Here is a 19,684-nt window from a genome sequence, read left to right on the forward strand (position 1 = left end):
AAGCTAGACCTTCGGCATGGCCCTGACCTTTTCTGATCTGACACAGCTTTATGCGCATGGTTTTGACACGGTCATCGATGTGCGCAGCCCGGCAGAGTTCGCTGAAGATCATCTGCCAGGCGCGATCAACCTGCCGGTTCTGAACAACGAGGAACGCGCCCGTGTCGGGAGCATGTATGTACAGGAGAGCCCGTTTCTGGCGCGTAAACTCGGGGCCGCTCTGGTGTTCCGCAATGCGGCCAACCACATCGAGCAACATCTAAGCCACCACGAAGGAAGCTGGCGCTCTCTGGTCTATTGCTGGCGCGGCGGACAGCGTTCCGGGTCGTTCACATGGATGCTGCAACAAATCGGCTGGCGCGCGGATGTAATCGAGGGCGGCTATCGCACCTACCGCAGGCTGGTGAATGCGTATTTGTACGATGATCCGTTGCCGCATCGGTTGGTGGCGCTGGATGGCTATACCGGTACGGCCAAGACAGAATTGCTGGCACGTTTGCAGTCACGCGGGGTGCAGGTTCTTGACCTCGAAGCACTGGCCAATCACCGGGGTTCCCTGCTGGGGGAAAGACCGGGTGGCCAGCCCAGCCAGAAAGCTTTTGAATCGGCCCTGGCAGGGGCGCTTTGTGCGATGGATACGGCGCGCCCGGTCGTCATCGAAGCGGAATCGTCCAAGATCGGCAGCCTGATATTGCCGCCCAGCCTGTGGAACGCTTTGTGTTCAGCCCCACGGGTGAACATCACGGCTCCGCTCGAGGCGCGCGCCGCCTATCTCGTTCAGGCCTACGACGACATCCTGTCTGACGGCGACCGTTTGCGGGACCGGTTGTCGCCGCTGCGCTTTCATCGCGGGCACGAGGTCGTGGATGGTTGGATGCAGCTGATCGAAGCAGGTCAAAAACAGGTGCTGACCCAGGCCCTGATGGAGCAGCATTACGACCCGGCATACGCAAAGTCGCGGCGGTCCCGTTCCGTCGAGGTTCTGGCCGATATTGAGATCGCCCTTCTAAACGATGCCGGCCTGAGCGAGGCGGCCACCCGGATCGAAACCCTGCTGGATCAGTCCTGAAGGCGCAGTCCCGGTGCATCGGTGAGCTCGCCGATTGCCATGGCCGGATATCCGGCGTTCCTGAGGTCTTCCAAGACGGTATCGGCATCCTTTGCCGCCACTGCGGCCAGCAGGCCGCCCGCTGTCTGCGGGTCGAATATCAGGGCGGCTTTGCCCTCGGCGGGCAGGGCAGGTGCTATTGCCCGGTTGTCTGCAAAAAGGGTTGATCGAACACCCCGGTCCGTCAGTTCCTGCGCGCCATCCATCAACTCCACGGCATCCAGATCCATCGTGGCCCCGCATCCGGAAGCGTCGCAGATACCTTGCAGATGTCCGGCCAGACCAAACCCGGTCACGTCGGTCATCGCATGGGCCCCGGCCAATATGCGGGCCGCCTTTCCCTGCGGCTGCGCCATGTGCCGGTAGGCTGCGGCGACCCAGGCACCATTAGCCTGGCCTGCCATCTCGGCCGCCATAAGAACGCCGCTTCCTATGGGTTTGGTCAGGATTAGACAGTCGCCCGGTTGCCCGCCGGCCAGCGTTATCGGGTCGGCGTCGCACAGGCCGGTCAGTGTGAATCCGATTGTCATCTCGTCACCCATGGAACTGTGCCCGCCCACGATATCGGCACCGGCGTCCCGCATGACGTCTCCTGCGATCGACATGATTTCCGACATGGTACGGCGTTGCAGGGCAGCAGACATGCGCGGAAGGATGATCGTTGCCGTGGCAGCCTGAGGTGCGGCCCCCATGGCCCACACATCCCCCAGGGCATGTGCAGCGGCGATGCGCGCCATAAGTGCGGGATCATTGGTAAAAGCCCGCAGGTGATCTGATGTCATGACCTGCCGAACCCCGCCCGTCTGAAGCAGAGCCGCGTCGTCGCCGGGCAGGGGGATGATATCCGGGCGAACGGGATCGGGCTGCGATTTCAGCGCCACCTGCAATGCTCCGCGCCCGACCTTGGCACCGCATCCGCCACACATCGGTTTTTCGCCTAGCGCCTCGACAAGCCCGGCGGCATGTGCGCGCGGCAGCGCGGGGGGCTTCATCTGCAGCAGGTCCCGGAACTTGTTCATGAAAGTCTGGTCGATGTGGTTCTTCCATTTCCACATCATCGCTCCGCTGTGGGACAACCCCAACCGCTCGCCCAGCGCTGATTTGCCGCCCAGCGAAATCAGCTTCAGGTAATCTCTCTGCGGGACGTACTTGCGCATCCGTCCAGCCCCCAACGCCGCGCGCAGATTGTCGAACAGAACCGGTGCTTCGCGCACTGCATAAACACCGGCTTTGGGTCTGGGATTGTCCGTAAGATAGGCGCAATCACCGGCGGCAAAAACCACGGGATCGCTGGATTGCAGGTAGCTGTTTACCCGGATGAAGCCATCCTCAAGGTCCAGCCCGGTCTTTTCGATCCAGCCATAGGGGCGGGCTCCGGCCGCACCTGTCACGAAACCGGCCGGGATTTTGCGCCCGTCCTGCAAAGCGACGTGATCCGAAGCGATCCGGCTGATCGCGGCGTTTTCGATCACCTCTACACCAAGATCCTGCATCGCACGGCGGATCGTCTCTGCCGCTTTGGGTTTGGTGGCCGTCAAGGCAATGGCATTGTCGATCAGCGTAACCTGCGCTGACCGACCCTTGGCCCTGAGCGCATGAGCCATCGCCATGACCAGTTCAACCCCGGCGATTCCACCGCCGATCACGACGACCGAGGCAGGGCCGTTGCCCGCCAGATAAGCAGCCCATTCTGCCGCGAATGGTCCAAGTGGTTTGGCCGGTACAGCATGTTCCGCAAAGCCGGGCATTGCGGGCATGTCCGAAGTGATCCCAACATTGATCGATGCCACATCGAAACCCACCGGAGGACGCCCGGGAACATGGATTTCCTGACGTTCGGTATCGATTCCATCGACCGCGCCCAGAATGACGCGTGCGCCTGCGAAGCGGGCCAGTATGACCAGATCGATGTCCAGCCGCCACCGGTCATAGTGCCCGGCGACATAGCCTGGCAGCATTCCGGAATACGGGGCCGTCGGGCCGGGGTTTATCACGGTCACACGCGCCCCGGGCAACGGGTCCATCCCCCATTTGCGCAGCAGCAGCGCGTGGGTGTGGCCTCCGCCAACAAGAACCAGATCGCGGGTCAGGGGCAGCGGAGGAATATGCATCGGTTTCAATTCGCGCTATGATCCGGAACGTCTTCGACCTGCTCGACGGCGTGGGTGGCCCAAAGTTCATCCTCGCCGGCATCCGGCAGGTCTTCGGGTTTTTCATGCCGGTGTATGTGCCATTTTGCAATGAACAGGGCCGTGATCGGAGCGGTCAGGAACAGGAACAGAGTGATCAGCAGCTCGTGCAGGGACAGCTTTCCTTCCAGAAGAACAGAATGCACGATCGAAGCCAGAAGCACGCCGCCCACCCCCAAGGTCGTTGCCTTGGTCGGGGCGTGCAGGCGGGACATTGGGTCATTCAGCTTGATCATGCCAAAAGACCCGACAAAGCCGAAGATACCCGAGACGATCAGGAAAAAGGCGATCAGCAGTTCCACGATGAATGCCATCCCGCCCTCATTCGATAATGTTGCCGCGCAACATGAAGCGCGCATAGGCCACGGTGGAAACAAAACCGAGCATGGCAATGATCATGGCGGCCTCGAAAAAGATCTCGGTCCCCTGATCCAACCCATATAGGATCATCAGGGCGATTGTGTTGATTACCATAGTGTCCAAGGCCAGAACCCGGGTGCCGACCCCGTCAGCGGTGATGATACGCCACAGACACATCATGATCGCCGCACCGAAACAGGCAAATGCAAAATAAATCGCGTAGTCGATCATTCGAAAATCTCCTTCAGGCGACGTTCATAGCGCTGTTTGATCTGGTCCCGCACGGCCTCGGGGTCGGGGGCATCAAGACAGTGCACCAGCAGATTATGCCCCTGAGCTGACAAATCACAACTGACGGTGCCCGGAGTCATCGTGATGGTGCCCGCAAGAACCGTGATCGCTTCGGGTGTGCGCAGCTCAAGCGGGACACAGACCCAGTTGGGCTGGCGGTTGTCATTGCGTTTGAACAGGATGATCCGGGCCACCGTCACGTTCGCAACCACGATATCCCAAAGCACCACCAGCATGTATTCCACAACCATTGGCCAATTGCGAAGTTTGGGACGATCCGGCCAGTAGGGTTGTGTGACGAATGGAATGATGATCCCGAGGATCAGGCCAAAGATCAAAGAATTCAGCGAAGGCTTGTTCGCCAGCAGAATCCAGACAAGCGTCAGCAAAATCGTCAGGTGAGGGTGCGGGAAAATTCGGCGCAGCAGTTTCATCACTCTTCCCTTCCCAAGACGGCAGAGATGTAGTTTTCAGGGGTAAACAACTGCTCTGCGGTTTTGCTCGTGTACTCCAGGGCCGGACCCGCGAACAGGGTCAGCAGGATCAGACCTGCCACGGCCCCGAACACAGCCGTAAAAGCAACGCCGGGTTGCGGTTCGGGGGCGGCGGCGGCAGACGCGTTTTCGCCTTCGGCGGTTTCATCGGTTGTGACAACCTCAGCGTCGTAGCTTTTCCAGAAGATCAGCGTCCCGGCACGGGCCAGCCCGACGATGGTGACGAATGATCCAATCAGGATAACGGCCCAGACCGAGGTGGCATCGGATGCATCGCGCGAAGCGTCCAGAACCAAAAGCTTGCCAACAAAGCCGGACAACGGCGGCATTCCAGCCATCGCGATGGCGCCGACAAAGAACAGGGCGGCAATCAACCCGCTTTGCGGCATCGGCGGCTTGGGGGCTATGGCCCCTCCCTGCCGTTCCATGATCAGGTCAGCAATGAGGAACAGCAACGCGGTCGCAAGTGTCGAATGGAACACGTAATAAAGGGCGGCTGCCGTCGCGCCGGGCGTGAACTGTGAAATCGCGATCAGCAAAGTACCCATGGACGCGATGGCGCAAAAGGCAACCATGCGGGCAATATGCTGCGATCCCAAAATGCCGACGGCGCCGACAGCAAGCGTCAGCAGCGCCGCGGGTTGCAACCAATCGCCAACCAGACCCTGCGTGACTTCGACGTCGGGACCGAAGGCCAGAGTGTACATTCGCAGGATCGAATAGGCTCCTACCTTGGTCATGATTGCAAACAGGGCCGCAACCGGCAGCGGGGCGTTGGCATAGCTGGCGGGCAGCCAGAAGTGCAGCGGCAGAACGGCAGCCTTGATGCAGAAGACCAGCAGCAACAACACCGCACCAACCCGCAACAATGCGGTATCTTCGACTGGGATCTCCGCAACGCGCACGGCGATGTCCGCCATGTTCAGCGTTCCGGTCACGCCATAGATCGTGCCAAGGGCAAACAGAAACAGGGTCGACCCCAACAGGTTATACGCCACATACTGCACACCCGCTTTCAACCGTACCGCGCCACCGCCATGGGTCATAAGGCCGTAAGACGCGATCAGCAGCACCTCGAAGAACACGAAAAGGTTGAAGGCGTCGCCGGTCAGGAAGGCGCCACAGACGCCCATGAGCTGGAAATGAAACAGCGCGTGGAAATGCTTGCCCCGGTCATCCCAGCCCGAGGCGATGGCATAAAGCACGATCGGCAGGGCCAGCAGGGCGGTCAGCAGAACCATCATTGCGGACATGCGATCCAGCACCATAACGATGCCAAAGGGGGCGGGCCAGTCGCCAAGCTCGTACACCTGAATGTCCCCGCCCGAGGCCTGAGCCGTGATTGTCAGCGCAATCCCAAGCAAAGCCACGACACCCGCGACCGAGAAGATACGTTGCAAGTCCAGATGGTATCGCAGGACCATGATGATGAAAGGGGCCAGAATCGCGGGCAGGACGATCGGCGCAACGATCCAGTGGTTCATGCGTCATCTCCCGGCGCGTCAACACTGTCCTGGGCGGTCATGTCGATATGGTCATTCTTGGCGGACAGGTATGCGCTGAGCGAGATCATCACGATCACGGCGGTCATCCCGAACGAGATCACGATGGCCGTCAGGACCAACGCCTGTGGAAGTGGGTCGGTATAGGGCACGTCCTTGTACTTGTTCAGAACCGCAGGCGCGTTCAGCGCCAGTCGTCCGGTCGCGAACAGGAAGACATTCACCGCGTATGTGATCAGAGACAGGCCCAGAATGACCGGAAACGTCCGGCGGCGCAGGATCAGGAAGATCCCGGCAGCGGTCATGATACCGACGGCAGAGGCTACGAGCGCTTCCATCAAGCCTGCTCCTTCTCTTGTTGCTCTTCCGGTGGGTTGTCTCGCAGGGGATTGATATCCATCGGGAATTCCTGTGCCATCCCCGGTTGCCACGCAAAGCGGGACAGGCTGTCCAATGCCAGCATGACCGCACCCAGAACCGCCAGGAATACGCCTGTATCAAACAGCATGGCGGTGGCCCATTCGAATTCCTCAAGCGGAGGCCAGTTGATGTAGCCGAAATCGCTGGTCAGGAAGGGGCGTTCGTTGAACCACGCGCCCAACCCGGTTGCCGCGGCGATCAGAACACCCCAGCCGATGGTGCCGTGGTAATAGAACCTCTGCCGCTCGATGGCCCAGGTATAGCCGCTGGCCATGTATTGCATCAGATAAGCGATGGCGACGATCAGGCCGGCAATAAAGCCTCCGCCGGGCTGGTTGTGCCCGCGGAAGAAGATGTACGCCCCGACCATCAGTGCGATCGGCATCATGACGCGGGTGACCACAACCATCATTAGCGGATGCGAATCCCCGGATTGCGGCCAATGCGGTTTGCGGTTCAGCAGATAGCTGCGGACATTTGTCCCGAGAACGGATTCCGTCAGTGCAAAGATGATCAGCGCGGCGATGCCCAGAACGATGATTTCGCCAAAGGTATCAAAACCCCGGAAGTCGACGAGGATCACATTGACCACATTGGTGCCGCCGCCGCCTTTGTAGGAATTGGCCAGATGGAAATCTGAAATCGTCGGGAACGCGAAATCGCGCATCATCATCGCGTAGATCAACGCACCGGTGCCAAGGCCCGCGACCACAGAAATCGCCGCGTCCCGCCAGCGCCGCGCCGCTGAACTGTCCCAGGGCGTTTCGGTCGGCAGGAAGTTCAGCGACAGCAACAAAAGGATCATTGTCACCACCTCGACCGAGATTTGCGTCAAGGCAAGGTCCGGGGCCGAGAGATAGTTGAAGGCAATCGAAACGATCAGGCCGACGACACCGATCAATACCAGTGACAAAAGACGATTCCGGTGGAACCACATAATGCCCAGCGTCGCACCCACAAGGCAGATCCAGCCAATGATCGGAATGATCTGAGCCGGCAGCGGAACGCGGGTTTCAATGCCGATGGTTCCGGTCGAATACGCATAATAGCCCAGGCCAACGGTAAAGGCGACAAAGATGATCGCATAGCGGCTGAGGACCCCGTTGTGCATCTCATCGGTGATCCAGCGGCTCAGCCGGGTCAGCGCTTCTATGATTGCTTCAAAGATCTGCTTGGCTTCGGGGCGGGGCAGGGCGTTCCAGATCCGCTCACCTCGTCTGTGCAACGCCAGTAGGAATAGACCGCCCAGCGTGGCCACGACCGACATGTAAAGCGCCGGTGTGAAGCCATGCCAGAGTTTCAGCGAGTAATACGGAAGCTTCTCGCCGCCGATCACCGCGCTGGACACTACTGCGACCAATGGGCCGACAATGGTCGCGGAATAAAGGCCGATCAGAATGACAAGTACGACCAGGAAAGCGGGCGCAATCCACAACCCAACGGGCGGATCATGCGGATGTGCCGGATAATCTTCCCGCTGTGGTCCAAGAAAGACGTGGCTGACGAAGCGGAAGGAATACGCGGCCGAGAACAACGCAGCCAACAGCGCCAGCCCCGGCACCAGGTAATGAGAGTGCATCCATGTGGTGTGCACGGTTTCCTCAAGCATCATTTCTTTGGACAGGAAACCGTTCAGAGGCGGCAGCCCGGCCATCGAGAGGGCGGCAATCGTGCCGATTGTGAAGGTGATCGGCATCAGGTGGCGCAAGCCACCCAGTCTTTTGATATCGCGCGTGCCGGTTTCGTGATCCACGATCCCGGCGGTCATGAACAAGGCGGCTTTAAACGTTGCATGGTTGATGATGTGAAACACGGCAGCGACGGCTGCAATCTTTGTGCCAAAGCCCAGCAGCATGGTGATGAGGCCCAGATGCGAAACGGTCGAAAACGCCAGCAGCGCCTTAAGGTCGTCCTTGAACAACGCGATAGACGCGCCAATCAGCATGGTGACCAGCCCCGTCGTGGCGACGATATAGAACCACGCATCCGTGCCTGCCAGAACCGGCCACATCCGTGCCATCAGGAACAGGCCCGCTTTCACCATGGTGGCAGAGTGCAGATAGGCTGAAACCGGTGTCGGCGCGGCCATGGCGTGCGGCAACCAGAAATGAAACGGGAACTGCGCCGACTTGGTAAAACAGCCCAGCAGGATCAGGATCAGCGCAGGCATGTAGTAGGGTGAGGCCTGGATCAGTTCTTTGTTCTGCAAAATGACGCTGAGATCGTAAGACCCCACGATATTGCCGAGGATCAGCATCCCGGCGATCATCGCCAAGCCGCCAGAGCCGGTGACGGCCAAGGCCATGCGCGCGCCCTGCCGACCTTCGGGAAGGTGCTTCCAATAGCCGATCAGCAGGAATGAGCTGAGCGATGTAAGCTCCCAGAAAACAATCAAAAGCAGGATATTGTCGGACAGGACAATACCAACCATCGCCCCCTGAAACAGCAGCAGGTAGGTATAGAACTGCCCCATCGGATCTTCGCGCGACAGGTAGAACCGTGCGTAGAGAATGATGAGCAATCCAATGACGAGGATCAGCAACGCGAACAAAAACCCCAGGCCGTCCAGCATGAAGTTCGCGTTCAGCCCCAGCCCCGGTATCCAGTCGAACCGGGCGGTCACGACGTCTCCGCGCATCACCGCAGGGGCATGGATCAACAGGCCCATCAGGGCCAGGAATGTGGTTAACCCGGCGGCGGAGGCGGCTGCGTTCCGACCTGCCCGGATCAGCAGGGCAGGAAAAACAGCGCCGAGGAAGGGAAGGGCCGCGATAAGGAATAGGGACAAGTGCGATACTCCGGTCTGGGCGGTCAGTGTGAAGCCAATTTTGTAAGGATATTTTCCCGACTGTCCAGATATTGTAACTTTTTTACAGAGTCCTATTGGCCCCATCAGAAACTCTGCAAGGATTCGAAAAAATGACGTGATCTTGATGCGGGCCGGGTTTTTCAACGCCCCCGTTTCAGACCATCTGTGATAGAACACATGTCAGCGAACAGGAGGCTGAAGCTTGGCCGAGAAAGTGAACCGAGCCCGAAGATGGATGTTGATCGGCGCATGCGCGGCGATTGCAGGCGGGTTTGCGATCAGGGAATACCGTTTGATCCCCGAAGACCACGACGGCGGCCGGATAACGGTTGCCGAGGCCCATGAGCAGGCCTCGAAGGGAAACGTTCTGTTGATCGATATCCGCACGCCGCGTGAATGGCGCGCATCGGGCATAGGCGAAGGTGCCGTGCCGCTGGACATGCGGCGCGAGGATTTTGTCAAAGCACTGACGGAATTGGCTGGCGGCGATCCGGCGACCCCGGTGGCCTTGATTTGCGCGCGCGGCGTGCGCTCGGCACGCCTGAGCAACCGCCTGATCGAAGCTGGATTCACCAATGTGATCGACGTGCCCGAGGGTATGTTGGGTTCGGCCGCAGGGCCGGGATGGGTTCGGGCCGGATTGCCGGTGCGCAAATATGATGAGGATGCAGGATGATCCGGGAATTCAGTCTGGCGTTGGCCTTGGCAGTGACCGGGCAGACCGCTTTCGCGGGGTGTGCCGGTCAAGAGGATACCTGTGAGACACCCATGGGTGCCTATCACATCGAACTGCCCGACGCGGACAATGCGCCAATGGTGGTGTTCCTGCATGGGTATGGCGGCAGCGGGTCGGGCACGATGCGCAATCGCGGGATGGTCGAACCGCTGTTGGAGCGCGGCTATGCGGTGATGGCCCCTGAGGGGTTGGAAAGGCCCGACCGGGGCGGCACCAAAAGCTGGAATTTCTATCCCGGTTTTGGTGAGCGGGACGAAGCCGCCTTTCTGACTGAAGCGGTGCAAGACGCGGCACGGCGGTTTGGCATCGACACTGACCGTGTCCTGCTGGGCGGGTTTTCCGCCGGAGCTTTCATGGTCAACTATCTGGCCTGCGAGAGCCCCGATACGTTTTCGGCCTATGTCCCGGTGTCCGGTGGTTTCTGGCGCCCGCACCCTGAAACCTGCAATGGTCCGATCCGTATGTTCCATACGCATGGCTGGACCGACAATGTGGTGCCGCTGGAAGGGCGCTTGCTGGGCGGAGGACGCTTTCAGCAGGGTGATATCTATGCGGGTCTCGAAATCTGGCGCGATGCGAACGGTTGTGTCGATCACAAACCGACCGGGTTCAGCGCGACGGGTGATTTCATGCGCCGCCGCTGGACCACCTGTGCCGAAGGCAGTGCGCTGGAATTTGCTCTGTTCCCCGGAGGGCACACCGTTCCCGCAGGCTGGGCCGACATGATAATCGATTGGTACGAAGGGCTTCCCGGCAGTTGATCACTCGGCCGGGGTCATGTTGCCTTTGCCTTCGACCAGTCGCTTCAGTTCATCGCGATAGCGGCGCGCTGACCGGGTAATGGCGGGTTCGCTGAAGTCTTCCCGCATTCCGACCATCTTGCGCGCGGCACCTGCCGAGACACCGCTGAGCGCGGACAATGGGATAGCCAGCGCAAGGCTGATGGCGATCGGGGCCAGCCAGACCGACACCAGACCGGACAGGATACCGACGCTCAGCGCCACTCCGCTTACGGTTTCCAGCGCATGGCACAGGATCAGCGTTCGCAGACCATAGGTGCCACCGTCGCGGGCCTGAGGCGACCAGCCGCGCTGAATGCCAAAAGCCGTACGGAACACAGCGATCATCTGTTGCACCATCAGGATCGGAGCGTAAAGGATCGACAACAGAACCTCGGCCAGGAAAGAGGCAAGGAATTTGCGCCCGCCACCGAAATCCGCGTAGCGTACACCGCTCAACGGCAGGGCCAGAACGCCCAGAACCTTGGGGGCCAACAGCATCGCGTACATGACCAGAATGATCAGCACGTGACGGGTTTCCGACATCTCGGGCCATTGTGGGAACAGAGGATTGTCGGGGCTGAAATAATGCAGGACAGAGGCATCCTGACCCTGACCGATCAGCGCCCACATCAACAATAGTGCAAACCACAACGGGGACATCAGATAGCCGACCGCGCCGTGGAACATGTGGAATCGCGATACGGCACGGAATCCGGAAGAACCCAGCAATTTCAGGTGTTGCAAGTTACCCTGACACCAGCGGCGGTCCCGCATTGCGTGATCGATGAGGGTCGGCGGTGTTTCTTCATATGACCCGCGAATACGCGGCAGAAATCGCACGGCCCATCCGGCACGGCGCAGCAGGCCGGCCTCGACGAAATCGTGGCTCATGATCAGCTTGTCCTGACCGCTGAACGAACGCAGCTTGGGCAGGCCGGCGCTGGTGGCAAAGGCCTTGGTGCGGATAATCGCGTTATGGCCCCAATAGTTGCCTTCTTGCCCGCACCAACGGGCCAGACCTTCGGCAAAGGCGATGCCATAGACACCATTTGCAAATTGCTGCATCCGGGCAAAGACTGACTGTGCGCCTATCAACTGCGGATAGCTTTGAATCAAGCCCGCACCCGGATCGCATGCCAGTGCATCAGTCAGGCGATGGATTGCGCGCCCGGTCATCAGGCTGTCAGCATCCAGCACCAGCATGGCATCCCAATCCGCGCCCCAACGGCTGACCCAGTCGGCGATGTTGCCAACTTTGCGGTCGGTATTCTGTTCGCGGCGGCGATAATACAGCTCAAGCCCGGGTGCCAGGGTGGTGCGCAGTGCTTCGACGCTGGCCTGTTCCTGCGCCGCAATCTCGGGATCGCGCGTGTCCGACAGAATGAACATGGCATAGTGGTGTTTACCGCCGCGCGCCTGAAGATCCTCCAGCATGGTGCGGGCATTGCCCAACACGTTCCAGGGGACTTCATTGTAGACCGGGGTCAGCAGGGCCACCCGCAGGGGTTGCGCCGCGGTCCGACGCTCGGGCCGTTCCTGTTTCGCCAGCGACACCATGCCCAGCAAAACAGTGCAGACGGTGAAGGAAATCCAGAAGAAGTTGAACGAAATCAAGGTCAAAAGGATGGCTTCGACCACGTTGATTCCTTCCGCGTCAAACCAGTCACTCATGACCCACAGCAAGGCCAGAGTGGCGGCCATCGCGGGCGAAAAAGCCAGCGCGCGCCAGAAACCGGCAGAGGATTTGTGCTGACCGGAAGGCGCATCGGCATCCCGGAACCGTGCGCTGAAGTTCTGCGCAGGCATCGCCAGAGGGGCCTCGGGCGGCATGATATGCAGATCGCGGCTCATGTGGTCCAACGGTACAGCCAGACTTCCGAGGCAGGCTGTTTGTCTTTCAACAATTGTGCGCGCAACTCGACATGGTTGCGTTCGCCGGGCTGGAATGAAAACGCCAGCCGTGGACCGCCGGTATCCGGGTTGCGCTGCAAGACGCCTTCCGAAGTTTCCGCATGTGGCGAATCCACAAAGACCGTGATTGCGCCCAGGTCCTCGAACAGTTCGCTGTCTTCAAAATCGATGATGGCCAGCCGGCCTTCGCCAAAGGTGTTCTCGCCCATCGCGGTGTTGATCACGCGCGGCATCGGTGTGCGCTGGGGTTCTTCCCCCCAGATCAGGCGATAGGACAGATCAACCTGACTGCCTGCCACATAGGGTTCAGCGGGCCTCCAATAGGCGACGATGTTGTCATAGATTTCCTGATCTGCCGGGATCTCGACCAGCGTGACCGAGCCTTTGCCCCAGTCTTCTTGGGGCTCGACCCACAGGCCCGGGCGCTTGTGGTAATTGGCCTCGAGATCGGCGTAGTCCGAAAACTCTCGTTTGCGCTGCATCAGACCAAACCCGCGTGGGTTTGTATCGACGAAGGATGAGACCTGCAATCGGGTCGGATTGGCCAACGGACGCCACAGGACCTCGCCCGCGCCATTGCGGATCATCAACCCGTCGCTGTCGTGCACAGCAGGGCGGAAATCGTCGAACCGGCTGTGGTTGGTCTGGTCGAACAGGAACATCGAAGTTCCCGGAGCGATCCCTACGTGGGGCAGGTCTTCGCGCGGGAACAGCGTTGCCTCGACATCCATGATGCAATCCGCGCCCGCCGTGACGTTGAAACGATAGGCGCCGGTCACGCTGGGGCTGTCCAACAATGCATGCACGACCATGTTGCGTTGGCCCGGTTCGGGACGTTCCAGCCAGAAACGGATGAATTCGGGAAATTCCTCGCCGTCCGGGTCGCCGGTTTTCAACGCCAGACCCCGCGCGGACAGTCCGTAAACCTCGTGCAGGCCAATGGCGCGGAAATAGCTGGCCCCCTGCCAGACGCAGAATTCATCTGTCTTGCCGGGGCGGTGCATTTCAGTTCGCAGGCGCAGGCCCGAGAAGCCCAGCGTGTCATCGATCGGCAGTTGCGGCACGTCTTCTGACTTGTCGAACATTTCCAGATCGAAGGCGACCGGCTTGGTCATGCCGTTCTCGACCGTTTCCACCTTGACGGTGCGCGGGAAATAAAGGCCGGGGGTGAAGAAATCCACGTTGAAGGGCGTCTCGGTTTCATACCACAGCGCCCGGTCAAGCCGGAACCGGATGGAACGGTACTGCTGATAGGTCAGATCCTGCCATTCCTGCGGTACCATTTCGCGTTCCACATAGGGGCGGCTGGCCAGATCGCGGGCCACCTCGATTACATAGTCGCGGTCAAAAGGCGTCTCACCGCTCGTCGCATAAGCGGATGGAGCGAAGGCCAAAGCAGTCGTCGAGACGAGGAATGCGCGACGGGTAAAATTCATTTCTTCGACTTCCAGGGTTGTGACTTGAACCAAGCTGCCAGATAGGCAACGCCGATGATCATCGCAAACCCAATAATGTTGGCGACGAAGACAGTGGCGACATCCCGCCCAGCCTGATCCAGCGCGACACCGATCAGCCGTGCCGCAGCCATGGAAAACACAAATACGGCAAGGGATTGCTGGCCGACCTTGGTGACGACGGCCAGCAGGAATTGCCAGATACGTGCGCCCAGACCATGACCCGTCGCGATCAGGCGGTGGCCGTGTTCGCCCGCTGCAACCCATCCCAGATAGGCCAGCGACAGAAAGTGGACATATCGAAGAAGGCCGAACTCGGTTTTGCCACGCAGCTCTTCGGTCAGGGGCCAGCCCTTGCGGATCACTGCGCCAAGCTCGGGTGCAGCCGTGTTGATCCAGGTGAAGACTTTCCATGACCCGAACGGGGCTGACAACACGACAAAGGCAATCGCCACCCAGATCAAGGATTTCGACACGGGCGGGGCCGGAATCCAACCGCGCATGAAGGCGAAGCCGGTGAAAAACAGCAATTGCCATCCGAAGGGGTTGAAGAACCACTGGCGCTGGGACCAGGGTTCAGCGGGAAGGGCAAGCGCGCCGGTTTGCGCGACGAACCAGATGGCCACGCAAACTGCCGCCATCAGCCAGAAACTGACTCGATAGAGCGCCATGTAAAGCGGCATAAGCGCCAGTACGACCAGATACATCGGCAGGATATCGAAGTAGTTCGGCACATAGGTCAGTGTGAAAATCCCGACCATTTGCGGGGCCGGGTCATTGAAGAAATGCTGAAGGTTCAACGACGAGACATAGGTTTTCTCGAACGTGCCGGTCTGATCCAACGCGGCCATTGTCATTGCAACAAAGAAGAACAGGGCAATATGCGCCCAATAGACCTGCCAGATGCGGTAGGCCACTCGGGCGGTGCCCATCCACCATCCCTTGCGCAGAAATGCCCCGCCAAACGCAATGGCCGAGGCCATGCCCGAGCAGAACACAAAAATCTCGGTAGCGTCCGAGTACCCAAAGCGGGCAGGAATCCACTTTGCCCAGGGGTCGTTGGGAATATGGGCGATCAGGATGATGAACATCGCGATGCCGCGATAGAAATCCAGACGCGGATCACGCGCACTGGCAGGGGCTGCGGCCGGGGCCGCAGCGGGTACAAAATCAGAAGCGGGCGATATGGTCGCCATACGTTTTCTGTCCTTCTTGGTCTTCTTGTTATTCGGCGGGGACGCTTTGGACGTCACCGCTGTCGCGGGCCGCGTCGATCAGGGCGCGACGCGCGATGGCATAATTGTCTTCGCCCCCGGCGCGCTTGGCGCGACGGTCATCCAGAATGCGTTCCACCGCGTCCAGGCGACCTGCGCGCAGGCCGGAATCAATGGTAATGCGTTCAAATACATCACGTTGCGCGTGGCTGCCACCGGCCAGTTGCATGGAATCGCGCGCCGCGAGCAGATGATCAAAGGCGGTTCCATAGTGGCCGTCACCAAAGGCCTCCAGGCCCATGGCCGCAGCGATACCGGGGTCTGCCATGCGGCGGGTGGTGTCGTCGTCGGCGCGGGCCGCATCCTTGTTCATGCGGTTTAGCATCTTGGCCGTGGCATCAGCGCGATTGTCACCGGTAAGCGCCAGCAGATAATGCAGATCCGCAAAGATCAGGCAGCCGTCTTCCGTTCGTGCGGCACTCAGATCAGCCAGCTCTTCCCAGCGATTTCCGACATTTACCCCCTCAAGTTCAAGCCGCATCAACAGCGAAGTGCCGTTTGAAATGTCACGATAATCGTCGGTTTTGTCCTTGCGGATATGGTTGTCATACAGTTCGATCACCTGATCGACCTGACCCAGATCCAGATGCATCAGTGCCTTGTGCCACCACACGTGGTAACGGAAGTTGTTGCAGTGGGCCCAGGCCGCCTCGCGACCGGCCAGCCAGTCAAGGCCCAGCTGCGCATTGCCCGTCATTTCGTGGACATGGGCCACCGCGTGCAGGCCCCAGGCATCATCGGACACCATCCACAGCGCCTGACGGCCCGCGATTTCGGCCTTTTCATAAGCGCCTGTTTCTTCCAGCGCGAAAGAATGACAGCCCAGCAGATAGCCGCGCCCGGGGTGGTCCGGCTCATAAGCGGGCATCACACGCTCGATCGAGCGGCGCATCCCGTTTGCATCACCCAGAACGAAGCGGGTCGCATGGCTTAGTTTCATCGCCAGGGTGTCCTGCGGATGGTCACGCAGAATCGCTTCAAATTTCTGAACCGCCTGTGCCTGTTGTCCGGCCAGATACAAGGCCAGCGCATCCACGTAGAGACGTTCGCGTTCAGTTACAGGTTGACGTTCCATCGCTGCGTTGGCAGCAGCCAGCGCTTCGACAGCAACCGCCATCATCTCGCGCCGCCCAAGCAGCGCCATGAACAGACCTTTGACCGCTTGACCCAGCGCGAAGTCGGGCTCGAGTTCCAGCACTTTGCCCAAGTGCTGGGGCGTGACAGCGGCATGAGCCATGAACCCAAGCAGAACACCATTCCACGCTTCGACTGCCGCCGGCTGGGTCAGGGTGTTCATCTGTCCGAAAACGTCTTGTTTCATACTTGGGTCCAATCTGATTGCGATATTTGACACTGTTCGATGTACCAGAGTGTGCGAGAGGGACGTAACAGTATCGACGCTGCTCTCGAATTGGTGAAATGACGTGTGCGAAAAAGATGAAAAAAACCGCCGATTCAAGGACATGTTTCAGCGACTTGTCGCCTAGATGTGCAAGTATTTCAATCCTCGAACGGGTTTTCGGCGCTCAGAACAGCCTCAGTATCGGCCCCGCAGACCGGTGGGGCGTTTCGATATGTTACAGGTGTACGAGACAGGTTCAGAGGATTCCCGATCAGGTTGACCTGACCCGGCTGGGCCTGCATGGCAATCTGCATCTTTCTTGCGGCCACTTGTTCCGTGTTGAACACCTGATCCAGCGTCTGCACCGGGCCGACGGGCACTTTGACAGCCTCCAGACCGGAAATGACGGTGTGGGTGTCCAGCGCCTTCACTGCGGGGCGAAGAATCGAATTCAGCGCATCACGATGTTCCAGACGGGCCGGGTTGGTCGCGAATCTCGGATCGTCTGCCAGTTCAGGAGCATTGATGAAGTTGCAGAGTTTTTTGAATTGGCCGTCGTTTCCGACCGCGAGAATCACGTGCCCATCGGCGGTTTCGTAGACGTCATAAGGAACGATGTTGGGGTGCCCGTTTCCGCGTCGTTGCGGAACATTGCCTGACGTCAGATAGTTGACGCCTTCATTGATCAGCCAGGCGATCTGAGAATCCACCAGCGCCAGATCGATCTGCTGGCCCTCGCCGGTCAAGTCGCGGTGGCGCAGCGCGGCCAGGATACCCACGGTTGCATACATCCCGCACATCACGTCAGCAATGCCAACACCCACTTTCATGGGCGCGCCCTCGGGGTCGCCGGTCAGCGACATGATCCCGCCATAGCCCTGCGCCATCAGGTCATAGCCGGGCTTGCTGGCATTCGGGCCGGTTTGACCATAGCCCGAGATTGAACAGTACACGAGGCTTGGAAACTCTTGCGACAGGGTGGCATAGTCCAGCCCGTATTTGGTCAGCCCGCCCGGTTTGAAGTTCTCGATCAGGATGTCCGCATGTGACGCCAAGCGTCTGATTTCCGCCTGACCCTCGGCCGAGGAGATATCCAGCGCCACGGATTTCTTGTTGCGGTTGGCAGACATGAAATAGGCGCTCAGATCCGAGCGGTTGCCCTGGGCATCGCTTACGTAGGGCGGGCCCCATTGCCGCGTGTCATCGCCACCGGTTGCCGGGTTTTCGATCTTGATGACGCTTGCGCCCAGATCGCCCAGAAGCTGCGTGCATGTTGGGCCTGCCAGGATCCGGCTAAGGTCCAGAACCTTGACACCCTTCAACGGGCCTTCAGATGCGGCCATCATAGCCTCCACGCTCAACTTCAGCAGCAATCACCGTAAATGTCTCAGCCTTTACAGCAGCTTCCAGTGCGGCGCGCAACTCTGTCCTGTTACGAACCGTATGGCCATTGCCGCCTAAGGCCCGGCCCATGGCAGCAAAATCATGATGGCCGAAATCCACGCCCGTGTTGCGCATCTGTCGCTGACGTTGTTTCAGCTCGATCAGGGCAAGGCTGGCATCCACGAAGACCAGAAAAATCGGGTTGCCGCCCATTTCAGCCGCTGTCGACAACTCGCCCGCAACCATCAGGAACCCCGCATCCCCCGAGAAGCTGATCACCGGGCGGTCGGGTTCGGCCAGTTTCAGGCCAATGGCCATGGGTACGGCGCATCCCATCGTGCACAACGCCGAGGACTGGATCAGCCCGCGTTCTTCGCTGCACGCCCACATCTGGCTCAGCAGAATGCGGTGTGCACCGCTGTCGGCCGTGGCCAGTGTTTCAGGCGGCAGGACAGCGCGGGTTTCGGCAATGACGGCAGCGGGCCCCCAGCTTTCATCGGTGGGGAAGGCCTTTGCCAGCGCGGCTTTGACCTGCGCGGGTTCGTTGCCCGGCCATGTTTCACGGGCCGGGTTGCCTTTGGCTATTGCCTCCAATGTCTCGCCCGTGTGGGCAACAAGGTTCAATCCAGCCTGATGCATGTAGTGGTCGTTGACCACGGCAGAGATATCGATGACGCGCTTTTCTTCCGGATCCCAGATCTCACGCCAGCCGGGGCGCATTTCGATCGGGTCATATCCCAGGCACAATACCAGATCCGATTGTTCGATCAGAGGCACAAGATGCTTGTCAGCCAGCGGCGACAGCCCCGCGCCGCCCAGACACAGCGCGTGATCCTCGGGCACGACGCCTTTGGCCTTGTAGGTCGTCACGAAAGGAATGCCAAAATGCTCCAGGAACGCCTGCACGACACTGCGCGAGTCGTCATAGAGGACATCCAGACCGATGATGGCGATGGGGCGTTCGGCCTCGGCCACCCAGCGGCGGGCCTTCTCAAGGCATTCCCCACCGGGGCTGACCGGCGCGACCTTGGCCAGCCGGCGGCGTTTCACGCCGTTAACAGGCGTGTCGGCAACCGAGATCGGGACATCGATATGAACCGGGCCGGGTCGTGGCTGCATGGCCAGCGACACCGCCTTGTCGGCAATGATATCCGCGCCTTTGGCTGTCAGCGTATAAGTGCCTTTGGTGATCGAGCGATAAACCCGGCTGTGATCCATGACCTGATGGGTATAGGTCAACGCTTCGTCCGCATCGACGCATCCGGTCAGAACGACCATCGGCACACGATCCTGCAAAGCGTTCGCTACCACATTGATCCCGTTCATTGCGCCCGGACCCAGAGTGGCCACCAGAATCGCAGGTGCACCGTCGCGATGATGAACGGCCTCGGCCATGAACCCGGCAGAGTTTTCGTGCTTGGTCAGATGAAAGGTGATCCCAGCCTTTTCCAGCGCATCGACCAGCGTCAGAACCTCGCCCCCCGGCATCCCGAATGCGTGTCGGCACCCCGCTTCATATAAGCGTTGGGCCAGAATATCCGCAGCGCGGGGCGAGGGGTCTTGCATCAGTCATGCTCCGATAGAACCGTTTCAAGCAGATTGCGGAGGACGTTCCCGGACGCAAGGCGG

At 59.8% G+C, this 19,684-nt stretch carries 16 protein-coding genes; 3 read left to right on the forward strand and 13 right to left on the reverse strand.

The annotated features are described in order from the left end of the window. Positions 1 to 16: 16 nt before the first annotated feature. The gene (gene mnmH / locus ACR0FB_RS08000; protein WP_480618963.1) at positions 17 to 1,069 is read left to right on the forward strand and encodes a tRNA 2-selenouridine(34) synthase MnmH; all 1,053 of its coding nucleotides are present in this window, start codon (positions 17 to 19) and stop codon (positions 1,067 to 1,069) included. Here mnmH and selD read toward each other — a convergent pair. The 7 genes from selD to ACR0FB_RS08035 are packed head-to-tail and all read right to left on the reverse strand — an operon-like array spanning position 1,060 to position 9,152. Next, a complete protein-coding gene (selD, locus tag ACR0FB_RS08005; protein WP_480618965.1) occupies positions 1,060 to 3,219 on the reverse strand; it encodes a selenide, water dikinase SelD in 2,160 nt (719 codons plus the stop codon). The genes mnmH and selD overlap by 10 nt on opposite strands. 5 nt (positions 3,220 to 3,224) lie before the next feature. Then, entirely contained in the window at positions 3,225 to 3,611 is a 387-nt protein-coding gene (locus ACR0FB_RS08010) for a Na+/H+ antiporter subunit G (RefSeq protein WP_480618967.1), read from the reverse strand. Positions 3,612 to 3,618: 7 nt separating this feature from the next. Then, complete coding sequence (locus ACR0FB_RS08015; RefSeq protein ID WP_152457439.1) at positions 3,619 to 3,888, reverse strand: K+/H+ antiporter subunit F; 270 nt, start codon at positions 3,886 to 3,888, stop codon at positions 3,619 to 3,621. Then, a complete protein-coding gene (locus ACR0FB_RS08020; protein WP_171633666.1) occupies positions 3,885 to 4,382 on the reverse strand; it encodes a Na+/H+ antiporter subunit E in 498 nt (165 codons plus the stop codon). Before ACR0FB_RS08020 ends, ACR0FB_RS08015 begins: the two co-directional genes overlap by 4 nt. Beyond that, complete coding sequence (locus ACR0FB_RS08025; RefSeq protein ID WP_480618969.1) at positions 4,382 to 5,926, reverse strand: monovalent cation/H+ antiporter subunit D; 1,545 nt, start codon at positions 5,924 to 5,926, stop codon at positions 4,382 to 4,384. Before ACR0FB_RS08025 ends, ACR0FB_RS08020 begins: the two co-directional genes overlap by 1 nt. Continuing rightward, positions 5,923 to 6,282, reverse strand: coding sequence for a Na+/H+ antiporter subunit C (locus ACR0FB_RS08030; protein WP_171633661.1), 360 nt, complete (start codon positions 6,280 to 6,282; stop codon positions 5,923 to 5,925). Before ACR0FB_RS08030 ends, ACR0FB_RS08025 begins: the two co-directional genes overlap by 4 nt. Beyond that, positions 6,282 to 9,152, reverse strand: coding sequence for a monovalent cation/H+ antiporter subunit A (locus ACR0FB_RS08035; RefSeq protein WP_480618970.1), 2,871 nt, complete (start codon positions 9,150 to 9,152; stop codon positions 6,282 to 6,284). Before ACR0FB_RS08035 ends, ACR0FB_RS08030 begins: the two co-directional genes overlap by 1 nt. Before the next feature lie 256 nt (positions 9,153 to 9,408). Here ACR0FB_RS08035 and ACR0FB_RS08040 point away from each other — a divergent pair, with 256 nt between their 5' ends. Both ACR0FB_RS08040 and ACR0FB_RS08045 read left to right on the forward strand, forming a co-directional pair. Beyond that, entirely contained in the window at positions 9,409 to 9,849 is a 441-nt protein-coding gene (locus ACR0FB_RS08040; RefSeq protein ID WP_171723661.1) for a rhodanese-like domain-containing protein, read from the forward strand. After that, a complete protein-coding gene (locus ACR0FB_RS08045) occupies positions 9,846 to 10,670 on the forward strand; it encodes a CE1 family esterase (RefSeq protein WP_209547165.1) in 825 nt (274 codons plus the stop codon). Before ACR0FB_RS08040 ends, ACR0FB_RS08045 begins: the two co-directional genes overlap by 4 nt. Here the strand turns inward: ACR0FB_RS08045 and mdoH are convergent, their stop codons facing one another. The 6 genes from mdoH to ACR0FB_RS08075 form a co-directional block, all read right to left on the reverse strand. Beyond that, positions 10,671 to 12,542, reverse strand: a complete 1,872-nt coding sequence (gene mdoH / locus ACR0FB_RS08050; protein ID WP_480487061.1) for a glucans biosynthesis glucosyltransferase MdoH — start codon at positions 12,540 to 12,542, stop codon at positions 10,671 to 10,673. It lies immediately after the preceding gene. Further along, positions 12,539 to 14,038: an OpgD/OpgG family glucan biosynthesis protein gene (locus ACR0FB_RS08055; RefSeq protein WP_480618972.1), complete on the reverse strand. Its 1,500-nt coding sequence runs from the start codon at positions 14,036 to 14,038 to the stop codon at positions 12,539 to 12,541. Before ACR0FB_RS08055 ends, mdoH begins: the two co-directional genes overlap by 4 nt. Beyond that, complete coding sequence (locus ACR0FB_RS08060; protein ID WP_480618974.1) at positions 14,035 to 15,252, reverse strand: OpgC family protein; 1,218 nt, start codon at positions 15,250 to 15,252, stop codon at positions 14,035 to 14,037. Before ACR0FB_RS08060 ends, ACR0FB_RS08055 begins: the two co-directional genes overlap by 4 nt. Before the next feature lie 28 nt (positions 15,253 to 15,280). Further along, positions 15,281 to 16,651: a tetratricopeptide repeat protein gene (locus tag ACR0FB_RS08065; RefSeq protein ID WP_171633645.1), complete on the reverse strand. Its 1,371-nt coding sequence runs from the start codon at positions 16,649 to 16,651 to the stop codon at positions 15,281 to 15,283. Between the two features lie 179 nt (positions 16,652 to 16,830). After that, positions 16,831 to 18,015: a CaiB/BaiF CoA transferase family protein gene (locus ACR0FB_RS08070; protein ID WP_480618976.1), complete on the reverse strand. Its 1,185-nt coding sequence runs from the start codon at positions 18,013 to 18,015 to the stop codon at positions 16,831 to 16,833. Then, the gene (locus ACR0FB_RS08075; RefSeq protein WP_480618978.1) at positions 18,002 to 19,621 is read right to left on the reverse strand and encodes a thiamine pyrophosphate-binding protein; all 1,620 of its coding nucleotides are present in this window, start codon (positions 19,619 to 19,621) and stop codon (positions 18,002 to 18,004) included. Before ACR0FB_RS08075 ends, ACR0FB_RS08070 begins: the two co-directional genes overlap by 14 nt. Positions 19,622 to 19,684: the final 63 nt, after the last annotated feature.

The organism is Ruegeria sp. P10 (genome assembly GCF_056534925.1).

Bases quoted from the DNA above. Each gene is read 5' to 3' on its own strand.
- mnmH (WP_480618963.1), top strand. From the start codon at position 17: ATGGCCCTGACCTTTTCTGATCTGACACAGCTTTATGCGCATGGTTTT.
- ACR0FB_RS08010 (WP_480618967.1), bottom strand. From the start codon at position 3,611: ATGGCATTCATCGTGGAACTGCTGATCGCCTTTTTCCTGATCGTCTCG.
- ACR0FB_RS08055 (WP_480618972.1), bottom strand. From the start codon at position 14,038: ATGAATTTTACCCGTCGCGCATTCCTCGTCTCGACGACTGCTTTGGCC.
- ACR0FB_RS08065 (WP_171633645.1), bottom strand. From the start codon at position 16,651: ATGAAACAAGACGTTTTCGGACAGATGAACACCCTGACCCAGCCGGCG.
- ACR0FB_RS08075 (WP_480618978.1), bottom strand. From the start codon at position 19,621: ATGCAAGACCCCTCGCCCCGCGCTGCGGATATTCTGGCCCAACGCTTA.
- ACR0FB_RS08060 (WP_480618974.1), bottom strand. From the start codon at position 15,252: ATGGCGACCATATCGCCCGCTTCTGATTTTGTACCCGCTGCGGCCCCG.
- ACR0FB_RS08020 (WP_171633666.1), bottom strand. From the start codon at position 4,382: ATGAAACTGCTGCGCCGAATTTTCCCGCACCCTCACCTGACGATTTTG.
- ACR0FB_RS08030 (WP_171633661.1), bottom strand. From the start codon at position 6,282: ATGGAAGCGCTCGTAGCCTCTGCCGTCGGTATCATGACCGCTGCCGGG.
- selD (WP_480618965.1), bottom strand. From the start codon at position 3,219: ATGCATATTCCTCCGCTGCCCCTGACCCGCGATCTGGTTCTTGTTGGC.
- mdoH (WP_480487061.1), bottom strand. From the start codon at position 12,542: ATGAGCCGCGATCTGCATATCATGCCGCCCGAGGCCCCTCTGGCGATG.
- ACR0FB_RS08040 (WP_171723661.1), top strand. From the start codon at position 9,409: ATGTTGATCGGCGCATGCGCGGCGATTGCAGGCGGGTTTGCGATCAGG.
- ACR0FB_RS08015 (WP_152457439.1), bottom strand. From the start codon at position 3,888: ATGATCGACTACGCGATTTATTTTGCATTTGCCTGTTTCGGTGCGGCG.
- ACR0FB_RS08025 (WP_480618969.1), bottom strand. From the start codon at position 5,926: ATGAACCACTGGATCGTTGCGCCGATCGTCCTGCCCGCGATTCTGGCC.
- ACR0FB_RS08070 (WP_480618976.1), bottom strand. From the start codon at position 18,015: ATGGCCGCATCTGAAGGCCCGTTGAAGGGTGTCAAGGTTCTGGACCTT.
- ACR0FB_RS08045 (WP_209547165.1), top strand. From the start codon at position 9,846: ATGATCCGGGAATTCAGTCTGGCGTTGGCCTTGGCAGTGACCGGGCAG.